Source organism: Pantoea sp. alder81 (assembly GCF_020179835.1).
Lineage (GTDB): Bacteria > Pseudomonadota > Gammaproteobacteria > Enterobacterales > Enterobacteriaceae > Pantoea.
Window position 1 is genome coordinate 205420 of record NZ_JAIUDA010000001.1, and the last position, 15747, is coordinate 221166.

11 protein-coding genes are annotated in these 15747 nt (G+C 58.0%); 6 read left to right on the forward strand and 5 right to left on the reverse strand.

Going from position 1 to position 15747, the window contains the following annotated elements; genetic code table 11:
- Positions 1-10 precede the first annotated feature (10 nt).
- The 3 genes from LBW88_RS01010 to LBW88_RS01020 are packed head-to-tail and all read left to right on the forward strand — an operon-like array spanning position 11 to position 3081.
- Positions 11-856: a polysaccharide deacetylase family protein gene (locus LBW88_RS01010; RefSeq protein ID WP_224929792.1), complete on the forward strand. Its 846-nt coding sequence runs from the start codon at positions 11-13 to the stop codon at positions 854-856.
- The gene (locus LBW88_RS01015) at positions 849-1736 is read left to right on the forward strand and encodes a polysaccharide deacetylase family protein (RefSeq protein ID WP_224929788.1); all 888 of its coding nucleotides are present in this window, start codon (positions 849-851) and stop codon (positions 1734-1736) included. The genes LBW88_RS01010 and LBW88_RS01015 overlap by 8 nt, the downstream gene beginning before the upstream one ends.
- Complete coding sequence (locus tag LBW88_RS01020) at positions 1720-3081, forward strand: MmgE/PrpD family protein (protein WP_224929785.1); 1362 nt, start codon at positions 1720-1722, stop codon at positions 3079-3081. Before LBW88_RS01015 ends, LBW88_RS01020 begins: the two co-directional genes overlap by 17 nt.
- Positions 3082-4015: 934 nt before the next feature.
- On the opposite strand, the gene LBW88_RS01025 is transcribed toward LBW88_RS01020, so the two are convergent.
- Both LBW88_RS01025 and speB read right to left on the reverse strand, forming a co-directional pair.
- Positions 4016-5101 carry an iron-containing alcohol dehydrogenase family protein gene (locus LBW88_RS01025; protein ID WP_224929782.1) on the reverse strand — a complete coding sequence of 362 codons (1086 nt, stop codon included), beginning with the start codon at positions 5099-5101 and terminating at the stop codon, positions 4016-4018.
- Positions 5098-6057: an agmatinase gene (gene speB, locus LBW88_RS01030; RefSeq protein ID WP_234472960.1), complete on the reverse strand. Its 960-nt coding sequence runs from the start codon at positions 6055-6057 to the stop codon at positions 5098-5100. Before speB ends, LBW88_RS01025 begins: the two co-directional genes overlap by 4 nt.
- A 124-nt stretch (positions 6058-6181) precedes the next feature.
- Here speB and LBW88_RS01035 point away from each other — a divergent pair, with 124 nt between their 5' ends.
- The 3 genes from LBW88_RS01035 (at position 6182) to ybiB (ending at position 10350) form a co-directional block, all read left to right on the forward strand.
- The gene (locus LBW88_RS01035) at positions 6182-7078 is read left to right on the forward strand and encodes a LysR family transcriptional regulator (protein ID WP_224929779.1); all 897 of its coding nucleotides are present in this window, start codon (positions 6182-6184) and stop codon (positions 7076-7078) included.
- A 54-nt stretch (positions 7079-7132) separates the two neighbouring features.
- On the forward strand, positions 7133-9310 hold the full coding sequence (gene dinG, locus LBW88_RS01040) for an ATP-dependent DNA helicase DinG (RefSeq protein ID WP_224930322.1): 2178 nt from the start codon (positions 7133-7135) through the stop codon (positions 9308-9310).
- Between the two features lie 71 nt (positions 9311-9381).
- Positions 9382-10350, forward strand: a complete 969-nt coding sequence (ybiB, locus tag LBW88_RS01045) for a DNA-binding protein YbiB (protein WP_224929776.1) — start codon at positions 9382-9384, stop codon at positions 10348-10350.
- A 301-nt stretch (positions 10351-10651) separates the two neighbouring features.
- Here ybiB and LBW88_RS01050 read toward each other — a convergent pair whose 3' ends face one another.
- From LBW88_RS01050 to hutH, 3 genes are all read right to left on the reverse strand, one after another.
- The gene (locus LBW88_RS01050; RefSeq protein WP_224929773.1) at positions 10652-11809 is read right to left on the reverse strand and encodes a M20 aminoacylase family protein; all 1158 of its coding nucleotides are present in this window, start codon (positions 11807-11809) and stop codon (positions 10652-10654) included.
- Between the two features lie 372 nt (positions 11810-12181).
- Entirely contained in the window at positions 12182-13867 is a 1686-nt protein-coding gene (gene hutU / locus LBW88_RS01055) for a urocanate hydratase (protein ID WP_224929769.1), read from the reverse strand.
- Between the two features lie 10 nt (positions 13868-13877).
- Positions 13878-15431 carry a histidine ammonia-lyase gene (gene hutH / locus LBW88_RS01060; protein ID WP_224929766.1) on the reverse strand — a complete coding sequence of 518 codons (1554 nt, stop codon included), beginning with the start codon at positions 15429-15431 and terminating at the stop codon, positions 13878-13880.
- Between the last annotated feature and the right edge of the window lie 316 nt (positions 15432-15747).

Genomic DNA, 15747 nt, shown 5'->3' on the forward strand with positions numbered 1-15747 from the left:
GAGCATAGCGATGCAACAACCGGGCGCAGTGCGCTGGCCGCAGGGTAAACGCGGCTGTATGGCGCTGGCGTTTGACCTCGATGGTCCCACCGGCGATGCCATGTTGAATGGCAGCCTGTGGTCAACGCCAGAATATTTCACCTTTGGTGCGTATGGGCCGTACCGTGCGCTCGGGCGATTGCTCGACCTGTTGCGCGCTTTCCAGATCCCCGCCACGTTTTTTGTGCCTGCGTGGGTGGTGGAACAGTGGCCGCAGCAGTGTCAGGCGATTATCGAACAGGGCCACGAAGTGGCCTATCACGGCTATCGTCACGAATCTTTCTGGGCGATTCCGCCGGATGAACAGCGTGCCGTGATGGCGAAATCCGCTGAAATCTTTAAACAGCATTTGGGCATCACCGCCTGCGGTTTCCGCACGCCGTCAGGTGACTGGCATGCCGAGACGCCACAAATTCTGCGTGATGCTGGGGTGATTTATTCCAGCAGCATGCGCGGCGACGATCGTCCCTACAGTATTCCGGTGGCCGGTCACACGCCGCTGGTGGAGATCCCCGGCAAGTGGGAGATGGACGATTACGCTTCGCTGGCCTACACGCGGCAGCCTGACTTCCCGAAAGGCGGCGATCGTATCGCCAGCTATGCGCACACGCGGGATAACTGGCAGCGCGAATTCGATGGCGCGATGAATGAAGGCCTGTGCCTGACCACGCTGTTCCACCCGAAAATTTCCGGCCAGCCGGGCCGCATCCTGTTGCTGGAGCAATTGTTTGAACATATGACGGCGCGTGATGACGTGTGGTTTGCGCGCTGTGATGCGGTGGCGCAGTGGTATCTGCAGGAGCAGCAACATGACTGAATCTTCCCGCTGGCCGCTGGGCTTCCAGTCGGCCGCCGTTTTGACCATCGATTTCAACGATATCCACGGCATTTTGACCCAGGCACCTGCCGTCGCCGGGCGCGATAAAACCCTGTCGGTATGGCGCTATGGCACCCTGCGCGGCGTGGATCGCTTGCTGGCGTTGCTGGCAGAAAAACAGTTAAAAGCCAGCTGGTGCTTACCGGCGATTGTGGCGCAAGAGCAGCCGGAACTGATTAAACGCATCGTGGCCGACGGCCATGAAATCGCCTGTAGCGGCGAGCGTCATGAAGACTTCTCGGCCCTGTCGCTGGAGCAGCAGATCGGCAGCGTGACGCGCGGCTGTGAACAGCTGGCGCAGTTTACCGGCAAACCGATTCAGGGTTTCCGCTCCCCAGCAGGGCAGTGGAAACCGGGTCTGGCGGACGCACTGGTGGAGCAGGGTATTCGCTGGTCATCCAGCTGGCGCGGCGACGATCTGCCGTACTTCCATCCCGGCACGCGGCTGGTGGAACTGCCGATGCATTACACCCTGGAAGATGAACCCTATTTTGCCTTTAACCTGAGTCCGGCCATTCCGCCAGGACAGTCGCGGATTGCGCCTTATGCCGAAACGCTGGCAAACATGGCGCAGGATTTCCACGGCTTCCATCGCTTTGGCTTGTGCTATCTGCTGCGCCTGCATCCGGAAATCATCGGCACCGCCGGGCGTATCGGCTTGCTGCGTGAACTGATCGACACGCTGCAGCAGCACAACGTGTGGATCGCCACGGCTGAGCAGGTGGCGGTGCATTGGCAAACGCAGCCGGACAACGATTTTTCCCATCCGGCGGAAGTGTTTACTCGCATCACGGGAGGAGCGCATGGCCTCGACGCTTGATCAACTGGCGGCATTTATCGCCGACACAGGTTTTGAAAAGCTGCCTGACGCGTTGGTCGAACAGGCAAAACGCCATCTGCTGGATACGCTCGGGGCTTCACTGGCGGGTAGCGACAGCCCAATCTGGCGCGAGTGCCTGACGCTGGTGCTGGCAGAAGGCGGACGTGAACAAGCGCAAGTGTGGGGCAGCACACAGCAGGTCAATCCGCGTCAGGCGGCATGGCTCAATGGCGTGGCCGCGCACATGTATGAGCTGGATGATACCGGCGGCTGCGACCACTCGGGTGCGGTGGTCATTCCTGCCATTCTGGCGGCACTGCCTTTGGCGACACAGCCGGTTGACGGCCGGGCGCTGCTGGTGGCAATGGTGATCGGTTATGAGGTCGGACGCCGGGTGCTGGAAGCCTGCGGCGGCTACTCTGCCCACAACGGTGCAGGCTGGCACTCCACCGCCAGCTGCGGCGTGTTTGGTGCCGCCGCCGCCGTGTGTTCATTGCTGCAACTGGATCGCGCTCAGTGCGCGTCGGCCATGGGCATTGCCGCCAGTTTTAGCGGTGGGCTGTGGGGCTTTATTCACGACGGCTCACACACCAAGAAGCTGCATGCGGCGCGTGCGGCTGAGGGTGGCGTGCAGGCAGCCTTGTTGGCGCAGCGCGGTATCAACGGACCTTCAGCGATCTTTGAAGCGAAGTGGGGCGGATTCCTGCAAACCCTGGCCGCTGAGACGCAGCAACCTGCAGCTTTGACTGCTGATCTTGGCGCGGTGTGGAAACTGGCACGCTGTTCGATCAAGCCGTATGCCGCTTGTCGTGGGACGCATTCGGCGATTGATGCACTGGGTTTACTGCTGAAAGAACACCCGGTGCGTGTCGAGCAGATTGAACGTATCGTGGTAGGGCTGAATCCGTTCCTGCTGGAGATGTGCGGCGGACGTGAGTTGCAGAGCCTGGCAAGTGCGCAAATGAGCCTGCCGTATGCGCTGGCGGCGCGTGCGCTGTACGGTTCCGCCGAGCTGGCCAGCTACGATGATGCCAAACGTCTGCATCCAAATGTGGAAGCCTTTATGGCGCGGATTGAGCTGGTGATTGATGAGCAGCAGGGCCGTGACGACGAGCCGTGGGTGCGGATTGAGACCCAGCAGGGCGAGCAGTGGCAGCAGCATGTGCCGGTGCCGTCGGGTGCGCCGGCTAATCCGCTGAGCCTTGAAGCGCTGCTGGCTAAATACCGTAGCTTAGCGGGGCGCGTGTTGCCGGTTGAGCAGGTTGAACAGCTGGAAGCGATCTGCATGGAGCTGGATGACGTCGCGGATGTGCAGGAAGTGGTGGCGTTGCTGGCTCGTGCATAGGGTTCGGGTGCGGTATTTCGCACCTGAATTTGTAGGAAATATTGAGGCTGGCTGATGCAGTTGCATGCTCGTAGATTAATTCACAGCTGAAGTGGTAGTTCGCAGGTAATGATGTTGTTGTCCGCAGGTGGTGATGCAGGTGATAACGCAGGCTGGGGGCGCTTTGGCGCTGGCGTCCTCGCGCCGCTGACGCGGTACCCTCACTTCGTTCGTCTGCCTTACGGAACGGCGGGGGATGGCACATCCCTGTGCCGCCCCGCCTTCCGCCCGCGTCCAGCGGGCTATCCTGGCAGACTCACTCTGCTCGGCGCTGCGGATTGCCTGCGCCAAATCGCCCCCAGCCTGCTCATTAACCATTGTGCTTGCTGTTAAATGCAGCCTGGTTTTAGTCCATAGCGGGCATGTTGATCCAGATCTTACAGCCGGCTGATCAGCTGAAGTGAATGCTGTTGAAAAGGGCACAATATTTGAGGCCGTAGCACCTTTGATGCTGCAAGGGCTATGCGCATCGCCGAGGCTTTCACGTTGGGCCGGGTGATCCACACAGGGATGACCCAAATTTTACAGTCTGCTGATGAGCTGAAGTGAATGCTATTGAAAGGGGCACAATATTTGAGGCCGTAGCACCGCTGATGCTGCAAGGGCTATCCGCAGCGCTGAGGCTTTTACGTTGGGCCAGGAGATCCACGCAGGGATGCGTGGATCAGTTCGGGGCCGACCAGGGATGGTCGATCCCCGAACGATCCGTAGGCACGACGTGGAAGCCGAGGGCACCGCGTCAGCGGCGCGAGGACTGCCCGGCAGCAGCAGTGGTGTTACGGCCCGCACCCAGCACAGGACTCAGCCCCCAGCCCCCAAACTAAACACACCTACACTTTTCGTTCTCACTCCGCATAAGTACTCGTCTCATCCTGCTCAAGCACTTAGCTCAGATTTAAACCCGATCAGCCAACCCTTCAATCCGCTGCATTGCCGCCAGCAGACGGGCTTCGGTCACGGCAACAGACATATTTTCCATATCCGGCGCGTGCACGGATTCACGAACAATCAGCGCCAGCTCGGCATCATCCAACTCGGCAATCTCACGCAGCGTCAATGGCACACCGCAATCACGTGCCAGACGAATCTCATCCAGCACCTCTTCATCGCTGCGATCTTCCAGCGCCAGCAGGCACAGATTACCGAAGCCCACCAACAGGCCATGACCAAACTCACGCGTCTTATCGCAGAAGGTAAAACCTTCATAAATCGCATGTGAAGCCGCCGCGTGGGCACCGTTGCTCATCAGCGAAGTCAAGCCCGCCCAGGTAAAGATCGCATCCAGCACCTGATCCAAAGAGGCGCTGCTCTCACCGCGCAGCACCGCTTCATAGGCCGCGGGGCCATGTTCCGCGATCACGCCATAGCAAATCTGGCTATGCGCCAGCGATGACAACGCATTGCCTTCGCGCGCCGGATGGCGGACGCTCACCGCGCGGAACTCATACCATTTCGCCAGGGTATCGCCCAGACCAGCCGCCAGCCAGCGTGCAGGGGCTTTCGCCAACAGCTCACTGTCGATGATCACTGCAGCGGGTGCCTGTGGCAGCGGGAAAATATCGAAGAAATTACCGTTATCGTCGTAGCGAATGGTCAATGGCGTCACCGCCGAACAGGTAGCGGCAATGGTCGGGATGGTGATAAACGGCAAGCCCAACTGCGCGCCCACGGCTTTCACGGTATCCAGCGATTTACCGCCGCCGACACCGATAATCATGTCTGCTTGCAGTTCGGTAGCGATCGCCGCCAGACGGTTAATCTGATTGATTGACGTCTCACCGCCAAACCACTCCTGCGCCAGCAGCGTCACGTTGGCAGCCAGCAGCTGGGCGCGCACCTGCGCCTCCACTGACTGCAGCGCCTGATGGCCGCCGATCAGCAGGGCGCGTTTGCCCAGCCCGGCGCAAATCTCGCCCAGTTGATTGATCACACCCGCGCCGCGCAGCACACGCGCCGGAAACACCAAATTTTGTTGTGTCATGCTTTCTTCTCTGTGTATCGGACGCCGGGCAAAACGCACAGCATCTCATAAAGGATATTGGCCGCCAGCTGGGAGGTCATGCCGCTGATATCGTACGGCGGTGACACTTCGACCAGATCGCCACCGACCAGATTGAGTCCGCGACAGCCGCGCACAATCTCCAGCCCCTGCATCGAGGTCAGCCCGCCCACTTCTGGCGTGCCGGTGCCGGGCGCCCATGCAGGATCGAAACTGTCGATGTCATAGCTGAGATACACCGGGCCGTCACCGATGCGCGCACGCACCTCAGCCATCAGTGGGGCCATGGATCGATACCAGCACTGTTCGGCAGGCACCAGATGGAAGCCTTGATCGACACCCCACTGAAAATCATCGGCGGCGTAGCCTTGAGCACGCTGGCCAATCTGCACCACGCGCTGACAGTCAAGCAGACCTTCTTCCACCGCACGGCGGAACGTGGTGCCGTGGGCAATCTTCTCGCCAAACATCTCATCGTTGGTATCGGTATGCGCGTCAATATGGATCAAGCCCATCGGCCCGTGCTTCTTCGCCAGCGCGCGCAAAATCGGCAGTGTCAGCGTGTGATCGCCGCCGAGGGTTAAAGGGATAATCGGCCAATTATTCAGCTCGGTATAATAGTTTTCGATGATGTCGACCGACTTCAGCAGACTGTAGGTATTGATGGGCACATCGCCAAGATCGCCGACGCGCAACGATTCAAAAGGGGCCGCGCCGGTCGCCATGTTGTACGGGCGAATCATCACCGAATCGGCGCGAATGGCACGTGGGCCATAGCGCGTGCCGCTGCGCTGCGACGTGCCGATATCCAGTGGAATGCCAACGAAAGCGACATCAAGATCGGCAGGCGATTCGGCAGCGGGCAAACGCATCATGGTGCCACGGCCGGCAAAACGGGGCATCTCGTTGCCGCCCTGCGGCTGAGGAAAATCGGTCATCACGAACTCCTTCGGCTGGGTGAAGCTCATCATGGCCTGTGGGAGTCGCGGGAAAAATCCTTGACAGCAAATAATCACTTCATAGATTGGTTAACTTTAGTCAGTAATCACTGAAGGAAATGTGGTGCAAACACTCCCCAATCTCAAACTGCTGCAGGTGTTTGCCAGCGTGGTGGAAAATCAGGGCTACTCGCGTGCACAACAGTCGCTCAACATGACCACGCCCGCCATCAGCGCCTATATGAGCGAGCTGGAAACGCAGCTGGGATTTATCTTGTGCCAGCGCGGACGTGGCGGCTTTACCCTCACCACTAAAGGCGAGCAGTTTCATCGTTACAGCCAGGAAATGCTGGCCACGCTGGCGGGGTGGCAGGAGCAGGTCGAGACGCTAAAAAGCGCGCAGGGTGGCACCTTTTCGTTGGGCGTAGTGGATGCGACAGTGACTGACAGTACGCTGGATCTGCCGGCGGCAATTGCGCGCTTTAACCAGCGCTTTCCAGCGGTGTTTTTCAATCTCAGCGTGCGCGATCCCAATGAGTTGCAGCAGCAGTTACTGGAAGATCGTCTCGATCTGGCGATTGGTCACTTTCCGCTGCGTGCCAGTAATCTGGTGACCATCCCGCTGTATGAAGAGCAGCACTGGCTCTATTGCAGCCCGCAGCATCCGCTGGCGCAGGGCGATCCGGATGTGCGCACGGTGCAGCAAACCGGCATGGTGACGCGACGTTACTGGAATCAGCAGGAGTTGAATAAGCGCGGTTTTCGCCAGAGCAACGCCTCGGTAGAGAGTATTGAAGCGCAATTGACGCTGATCCTCTCCGGGCGATTTATCGGCTATTTGCCGGAACACTATGCACAAAGCGGGGAACAGCAGGGCACGCTATGCCGCTTGCTGCCACAGCATTTCCACTTTCGCGCACCGTTTTCGTTTGCCTTCCGCCGCGGGCGGTCACGCGAAACGCTGATCCGCGCGATGCGTGAAATTCTGAATCCAGCGCGAAAAAATAGCAGTGAAAGCTGACGCTGCGCCGATACTGTGTAAAAATACAGGCCAATTCAGCAAACAGTAATGAACATGGCCCTGACAGCAGCGATAAAAAGCCAGATTGCGCAATGGTATAAGGCGCTGCAGCAGCAGGTTCCTGACTTCATCCCGCGCGCGCCACAGCGTCAGATGATCGCTGAAGTGGCGAAAAGCCTGGCCGGTGATGAAGGCCGCCATCTGGCGATTGAAGCCCCCACCGGCGTGGGCAAAACCTTGTCTTATTTGATCCCTGGTATTGCGGTAAGCCGTGCCGAGGAGAAACGATTAGTGATCAGCACCGCCAACGTGGCGCTGCAGGATCAAATCTTCAGCAAAGACCTGCCGCTGCTGAAAAAAATCATCCCCGATCTCACCTTCACTGCCGCATTTGGTCGTGGCCGCTATGTCTGCCCGCGCAATCTCGCGGCACTGGCGGCGACGGAAGATCAGCAAGGCGATTTGCTGCTGTATCTTGATGAAGAAGCGGTGACTGGCTCGAAAGAAGAGCAGAAGTTCTGCGCCAAACTCGAGAAACAGCTCAGCAGCTATCAATGGGATGGCCTGCGCGATCACTCCGATGTCTCGATTGATGACAGCCTGTGGCAGCGCCTTTCCACCGACAAAGCCAACTGCCTGGGGCACCACTGCCGCTGGTATCGTGAGTGCCCGTTCTTTGTCGCGCGTCGTGAAATTGAACAGGCAGATGTGGTGGTGGCGAACCATGCGCTTGTGATGGCGGCGATGGAGAATGAATCCGTCTTACCGCCGCCTAAACATCTGATGCTGGTGCTGGACGAGGGCCATCATCTACCTGAAGTGGCGCGTGACGCGCTGGAGATGAGCGCGGAAATCACCCCCGGCTGGAGCAGCTTACAGCTCGATCTGTTTGTACGGCTGGTGGAAACCATCATGGCGCAGTTCCGCCCCAAATCGCCGCCACCGCTGACTAATCCTGAACGGTTAAAAGGCCACTGCGATGAGATGCGTGAGCTGCTGCAAATTCTGTGCGATGCGCTCAATCCGCTATTACCCGCGCACAACCAGCCGGGCGAGTTTCGATTTGTGCTGGGTGAGTTGCCAGAAGAACTGATGACGATGTGCGCGCGGCTGTTCAAGCTGAGTGATGCACTGCGCGGGTTGAGCGAAGGGTTACTCAATGAGTTGGGTGAGCAAACCGGGAAAGCCGACATCATGCGTCTGCATCGGGCAATCATTCAGCTTAACCGCCAGTTCGGCTGGTTCGAATCAATCAGCAAACTGTGGCGGCTGGCGGCGATGGAGAAAGCCTCCAACGCGCCGGTATCGAAATGGATTACCCGTGAAATTCGCGACGGCCAGGCGCATCTGCTGTTCCACTGCGCAGGGATTCGCGTCAGCGATCAGCTGGAGAAACTGCTGTGGCGCAAGATTCCGCATGTGGTAGTGACCTCGGCGACCTTGCGTTCACTCAACAGTTTTCATCGCTTGCAGGAGATGTCTGGCCTGAGTGAGAAAGCGGGCGATCGCTTTGTGGCGCTGGACTCGCCGTTTAATCATGTCGATCAGGGCAAGCTGGTGATCCCGCAAATGCGCTATGAGCCGTTGATGGCCAATGAAGCGGAGCACATCGCCGAAATGGCAGGCTTCTTCCTGCAGCAAATGGCGGAAGAGAAGCATAAAGGCGTGCTGGTGCTGTTTGCCAGCGGACGTGCGATGCAGCAGTTTGTCAGCCATGTCACCGCATTACGTTTATCAATGCTGGTGCAGGGCGATCAGCCCCGTTCGCGTTTAGTGGAGTTGCATCGCCAGCGAGTCGAAGCGGGGCAAACCAGTATTCTGGTCGGGCTGCAGTCTTTTGCTGAAGGGCTGGATTTAAAGGGCGAACTGCTAACGCAGGTGCATATCCATAAAATTGCTTTTCCCCCGGTGGACAGTCCGGTAATTTTGACCGAAGGGGAGTGGCTGAAGAGCCTCAAACGCTACCCGTTCGAAGTGCAGAGTTTACCGAGCGCCTCGTTTACGCTGATTCAGCAGGTTGGGCGTCTGATTCGTAGCCATCACTGTTCCGGTGAGATCGTGATATACGATCGGCGTCTGCTTAACAAAGCCTATGGCAGTCGCCTGTTGGCCGCCTTGCCGGTGTTTCCGATTGAACAACCGGCGGTGCCCGAAGCCAGCATAAAACCAGTGGTAAAAGTAGCGGTTAAAGCTGCAGTTAAACCAGCGAAGCGTAAAAGTAAGAAATCGTAGATGTGCCAGGCGCACATCAATGACCTTTTGGCAGCCGGGTATCGGCGCGCCCTGGAAGCGGGAATGCCCTGATGGAACTGAATAAAATAATCAAAGAGATTGGGCGCGGAAAGAACCACGCGCGCGATATCGATTTCGACACCGCCGTTGCGCTGTACAGCGCCATGCTGGCGGATGAAGTGCCAGAACTTGAGCTCGGCGGTGTGCTGATCGCCCTACGTATCAAGGGCGAAGGCGAGGAGGAGATGCGCGGTTTTTACCACGCCATGCAGCAGCAGATGATGCAGTTGCAGCCGCCCGCCAATCGTCCGATGCCGATTGTTATTCCCAGCTATAACGGCGCACGCCGCCAGGGCAATCTCACCCCGCTGCTGGCCTTACTGTTAAGCAAACTCGGTTTTCCGGTATTGCTGCACGGTGTGAGTGACGACCCAACGCGCATTACCACCGAAGCGGTACTGGCAGCGCTGGATATTGCGCCGGTCACCACAGCGCAGCAGGCACAAGTGAAGCTGGACAGTGGCGAACTGGCTTTTATCACCATCGATCACCTGTGTGCACCGATGGCAAAACAGCTGTCGCTGCGCTGGCGCATGGGCGTGCGTAACAGCGCGCATACACTGGCTAAGCTGGCGACGCCGTTTGCCGAACGCGCCGCGTTGCGCCTGGCGAGTGTTTCCCATCCGGAATATGTGCCGCGCGTCGGCAAGTTCTTCCAGGATATTGATGCGCCCGCCATCCTGCTGAACGGTACTGAAGGTGAGGTGTATGCCAATCCGCAACGCTGCCCGGCGATTAACTATATTGCGGGCGCGGGCGCAGAGGCTGAAGTGTGGATTGAGCGCCAGCCGGAAATCAGTGTGGAACTGCCAGAAAGTAAAAATGCGCAGGATACCGCTGACTGGATCAAACAGGTGCTGGAGGGCGAACGTGCGGTGCCGCAGGCGCTGCTTTTGCAGTTGGCGTGCTGCTTAGTGGCAACCGGGGAATCAGCGACGCTTGATGAGGCGGAGATGCGATTGCAGCAGGCTGGGATCTGACGGATAGAACAATACCCGCAGCCTTGGGTTGCGGGTCAAATACACAGCCGAGAGATGATTTAAAATCAATCGTGCAGTCGTGCATAGAGCGCTTTGAAGCGGTATGCGAGTGTTAAGGGCTTTGATGCGGTTCGCGTGGCGGGCACCTACCCGATTTCCCCTCAGTATGAGTAGCGCCGTAGAGTTTACCGCTGCTTGCTACAGTGCCGCTTGAGATTCCTGGTTCTGGGAAATCCGGCAGTCAGGCTGCAACCAACTTGCAATTTCGCATGAGACTCCTGAGTTCCGGGAATTCTGCCAGTCAGGGTTTGACCAGCACGCTCTCCACCAGGTGTTGCCAGAAACTGATACCAATCGGCAGCAACTCATCATTGAAATCATAATGCGCGTTGTGCAGTGGGGCAGAAGGTGTTGTGCCATCGGCACCGAGCCAGAAATAAGCACCAGGACAGGATTCCAGCATACAGGCGAAATCTTCTGATGCCATAGAAGGGTTAACCTGCCAGTGCACCTGCGATTCGCCTAACATGCGCTGGGCAACCTCACGCACCTGTTCCGCTGGACCGGCATGATTAGCCGTGACGGGATAACCCGGATACCAGTGAATCTCGCCGCTGACGCCAAACGGGCGCGGCAGGGTAGTGACAAAATCTTCAATCAGACTGCGCACGCGGTCACGTACGTCAGTCTGCAAACATCGCACCGTACCACGCAGTACAATCTGCTCGGGAATCACATTGATCGCTTCACCACCGTGGATCTGCGTCACGCTCACCACCGCTGACGCCAGCGGCGACAAACGGCGTGACGGGATGGTTTGCAGCGCCATGATCAGCTCTGCTGCCACCACCATCGGATCGGCACCGCTTTCTGGCATCGCGGCATGACAGCTTTTGCCGTTGAGGGTGATCCCAAACGAATCGAGCGAGGCCATCATCGCACCCGGATTGACTGCCAGCGAACCCACCGGCAAACCCGGCCAGTTGTGCATGGCGTACACCGCATCCATCGGGAAGCGCGTGAATAAACCCTCTTCCACCATCTTGCGCGCACCGCCGAGGTTCTCTTCAGCCGGCTGGAACAGGAAGTGCACCGTACCTTTAAAGTTGCGCGTCGCGGCCAGTTGGCAGGCCGCCGCGAGAAGAATCGCGGTATGTCCATCGTGACCGCAGGCGTGCATCACGCCGGGACGGGTAGATTTCCACTCCGGCGCGCCTTTTTCGGTAATCGGTAACGCATCCATATCGGCACGTAAACCAATGACCGGGCCCGGACCGTTTTCCAGCGTGCCAATCACGCCTGTGCCTGCTAGCCCACGGAACACCTGTAACCCTGCTTCAGAAAGCACGTTCGCAACCAGTTCACTGGTTTGCTGCTCTTGGTAACCGAGTTCAGGATGTTGGTGTAACTGACGACGCCAGTTCAGGGCGTTTTCCAGCAGGACGGCAGGCAGGCTCATAAGGTAAGGCTCTCCATCAGCAGCAATGGCTGCGATTTCTCTGACACGTAACGTGATGTCTCCACTGTAGTGGTAAGCGCAGTGCGGCGTCTATCGTGGAAAGGAATAATTTGGCTATAGGGTATAGCGGAATGGAATATGCCAGTCAGCATGCGGTATTGAAGGATTGAAGGATTGAAGGATTGAAGGATTGAAGGATTGAAGGATTGAAGGATTGAAGGATTGAAGGGGATCCACGCGCTTTATCCGGCAATCGAAGGTTGTCAGTCGGAGGTATTGCGCGAAAAATTGCGTAGCGCGGCAGTTTGGCGGCTGAGCTAAAACGAAAGTAAAAGTCGCCCGGTGAAGGGCGACTTCAGTTATCACGACAGTTTACTTCTGCATTGGCAGGTTCAAGCCATGTTCTTTCGCACAGCTCTGCGCCAGTTCATAGCCCGCATCCGCGTGACGCATCACGCCGGTTGCCGGGTCATTCCACAGCACGCGGCCGAGGCGCGCATCCGCTTCGGCGGTGCCGTCACAGACAATCACCACGCCGGAGTGCTGCGAGAAGCCCATCCCGACGCCGCCGCCGTGATGCAGGCTCACCCAGGTCGCGCCACCTGCGGTGTTCAGCAAGGCGTTCAGCAGCGGCCAGTCGGAGACGGCATCCGAACCGTCTTTCATCGCTTCAGTTTCGCGGTTTGGTGACGCTACAGAACCGCAGTCCAGGTGGTCACGGCCGATGACGATAGGCGCTTTCAGCTCACCGTTACGCACCATTTCATTGAACGCGAGTGCAGCTTTATGGCGCTCGCCGAGGCCCAGCCAGCAGATACGCGCCGGCAAGCCCTGGAAGGCGATACGCTCCTGCGCCATATCAAGCCAGCGATGCAGGTTCTTGTGTTCCGGGAACAGCTCTTTCAGCTTGGCGTCGGTTTTGTAGATATCCTCTGGATCGCCTGACAGCGCCACCCAGCGGAACGGACCTTTGCCTTCGCAGAACAGCGGACGAATATAGGCCGGCACAAAGCCAGGGAAATCAAAGGCGTTTTTCACCCCTTCATCCAGCGCCACCTGACGGATGTTGTTGCCGTAATCCACGGTTGGCACACCCATGTGGTGGAAATCGAGCATCGCCTGCACATGCACTGCCATCGACGCTCGAGCCGCTTTCTCGACAGCTTTCGGATTGCTGACGCGCTCGGACTGCCAGCGCTCAACGTCCCAGCCCACCGGCAGATAGCCGTTGATTGGGTCGTGAGCGGAAGTCTGATCGGTAACGATATCCGGCTTCATCCCGCCAGCTTTGGCGCGTTTCACCAGCTCTGGCACGATCTCGGCGGCGTTGCCGAGTAAGCCAACGGAGATCGCCTGTTTGGCTTTGGTGGCCTTATCAATCAGATCCAGCGCTTCGTCTAAGGTGTAAGCTTTATGGTCGACATATCGGGTACGCAGACGGAAATCGATGCGGGATTCCTGGCACTCAATGGCTAACACGCTGGCACCGGCCAGTACGCCAGCCAGCGGTTGTGCGCCGCCCATGCCACCCAGGCCTGCGGTCAGGATCCAGCGGCCGCTCAGATCGCTGTCATAATGCTGACGACCAGCTTCGGCGAAGGTTTCAAAGGTGCCCTGCACGATGCCTTGCGCACCGATGTAGATCCAGGATCCGGCGGTCATCTGGCCGTACATCATCAGGCCAGCTTTATCTAACTCGTGGAAATGATCCCAGTTGGCCCAGTGCGGCACCAGGTTGGAGTTGGCCAGCAACACACGCGGTGCATCGGCGTGGGTACGGAACACGCCCACCGGTTTGCCCGACTGGATTAACAGGGTTTCTTCAGGCTGCAACGCACGCAGTGAACGCAGAATCTGCTCAAAGCACTCCCAGTTACGTGCGGCCTTACCGATACCGCCGTATACCACCAGATCTTCCGGGCGCTCGGCCACATCAGGATCGAGGTTATTCTGGATCATGCGGTAAGCCGCTTCAATCAACCAGTTCGCACAATGCAGTTCATTACCGCGCGGCGCACGGATTTCACGGGCAACAGCCTGAGACAAAGTTTCGCTCATCATCAATTCCTTAAAGGGAAGGTGAACGCTGGCTTGGCAGCAGCGCAGTAAGGGATTCAGGCCAGGCATGACTGCTGGCCCACAGACGCATGGATTCGATATCCGGCGCCATTAAACGGTCTTGATCGAGGAAGGCGACTTTCTCGCGGATGCGGCTCATCTCTTGTTCCAGCGCGGTCGAGCTTTGCAGCGGACGATGGAAGTCGATGCCTTGCGCCGCAGCCATAGCTTCAATGCCCACTACGGCAGCGGTGTTGAAGCACATATCTCCGAGGCGACGCGCGGCGTAGGTGGCCATTGAGACATGATCTTCCTGGTTCGCAGAGGTCGGCAGGCTATCCACGCTACCCGGATGCGCCAGCGATTTGTTTTCAGAGGCCAGTGCAGCAGCCGTGACCTGGGCAATCATAAAGCCGGAGTTGACTCCGCCATCACGCACCAGGAATGGCGGCAGGCCAGAGAGGCCGGTATCCAGCAACAGCGCCATACGGCGCTCGGAAATGGCGCCGATTTCGGCAATCGCCAATGCGATGATATCGGCGGCAAACGCCACAGGCTCGGCGTGGAAGTTACCGCCCGAAATCACATCACCGCTCTCACTGAACACCAGCGGGTTATCAGAGGCCGCGTTGGCTTCGATTTGCAGTACGCGTGCCGCATGGCTGAGGTTGTCTAAACACGCGCCCATCACCTGAGGAACGCAGCGAATCGAGTAGGGATCCTGCACGCGACCGCAGTTGGTATGTGAGCTGAGGATTTCACTGCCTTCCAGTAAGGAAGAAACGGCAGCGGCCACCGCGATTTGCCCGTGCTGACCGCGTGCCTGATGGATACGTGCATCGAAAGGTTTTACCGAGCCTTTGATCGCTTCCAGTGACAGTGCGCCCGCCATCAGGCCCGCGGCAAACAGGTTTTCGGCTTCAAACAGGCCGCGCAGTGCCAGCGCGTTAGAAACCTGGGTGCCATTCAGCAGTGCCAGACCTTCTTTCGGTCCCAGCACAATCGGCTGCAGACCGACGCGTGCCAGACCTTCAGTGGCAGGAATCAATTCTCCGTCAACGCGCACCTGGCCTTCGCCCAGCAACATCAGTGACAGATGGGCCAGCGGGGCTAAATCGCCGGAGGCGCCAACCGACCCTTTTTCCGGGATGCACGGCATCACACCGGCATTAAACAGCGCTAGCAGGGCTTCGATTAACTGGATACGCACGCCGGAGTGACCGCGTGCCAGGCTGATAATTTTGGTGGCGACCACTAAACGTGCGACGTTATCCGGTAGTAAATTGCCCAAACCCACGCTGTGCGACAGCACCAGATTGCGCTGCAACTCTGCCAGACGCTCAGAAGGAATCTGTGTCTGGGCCAGTTTGCCGAAGCCGGTGTTAATGCCGTACACCACTTTGCCTGAAGCCACGATGGCATCGACGGTTTCATTGGCGCGATCGATGGCCGCACGAGCGTCATCCGCTAACGTGAGCGTTACCTTGCTTTGATAAATCGCCCGCAAGGTCGCGAGGTCCACTTCACCGGGAACGAGGCGAATTTCCTGAACCGAACCTGACATAGTCTACTCCTGTCTATACAAGTGATCGGGTGCGACCTGCAAGCCTTAGGTTTGCGATGTGGCATGGGGTAGCACCATTGAATGAGCTGAGTGAAGCATAAGTGTCTAATCTTGTCTATACAAGTAGCAAGGGCTGTGCCAGATTGATTGGATTCTGTGAAATGCGCCGCAATGCGGGAAGTGTCATCCAGCCGCAGCCGCATTGCACCGAAACAGGGAGAACGCTGCACTGTTAACGCGCGGTCTGCACAATTGGATGTATATACATTTACGGGCTGAGACAGTAAACTTTGGGCATTACTCGAAAAAGGAACAG

Bases quoted from the DNA above. Each gene is read 5' to 3' on its own strand.
- LBW88_RS01010 (WP_224929792.1), top strand. From the start codon at position 11: ATGCAACAACCGGGCGCAGTGCGCTGGCCGCAGGGTAAACGCGGCTGT.
- LBW88_RS01015 (WP_224929788.1), top strand. From the start codon at position 849: ATGACTGAATCTTCCCGCTGGCCGCTGGGCTTCCAGTCGGCCGCCGTT.
- LBW88_RS01020 (WP_224929785.1), top strand. From the start codon at position 1,720: ATGGCCTCGACGCTTGATCAACTGGCGGCATTTATCGCCGACACAGGT.
- LBW88_RS01025 (WP_224929782.1), bottom strand. From the start codon at position 5,101: ATGACACAACAAAATTTGGTGTTTCCGGCGCGTGTGCTGCGCGGCGCG.
- speB (WP_234472960.1), bottom strand. From the start codon at position 6,057: ATGACCGATTTTCCTCAGCCGCAGGGCGGCAACGAGATGCCCCGTTTT.
- dinG (WP_224930322.1), top strand. From the start codon at position 7,133: ATGGCCCTGACAGCAGCGATAAAAAGCCAGATTGCGCAATGGTATAAG.
- ybiB (WP_224929776.1), top strand. From the start codon at position 9,382: ATGGAACTGAATAAAATAATCAAAGAGATTGGGCGCGGAAAGAACCAC.
- LBW88_RS01050 (WP_224929773.1), bottom strand. From the start codon at position 11,809: ATGAGCCTGCCTGCCGTCCTGCTGGAAAACGCCCTGAACTGGCGTCGT.
- hutU (WP_224929769.1), bottom strand. From the start codon at position 13,867: ATGAGCGAAACTTTGTCTCAGGCTGTTGCCCGTGAAATCCGTGCGCCG.
- hutH (WP_224929766.1), bottom strand. From the start codon at position 15,431: ATGTCAGGTTCGGTTCAGGAAATTCGCCTCGTTCCCGGTGAAGTGGAC.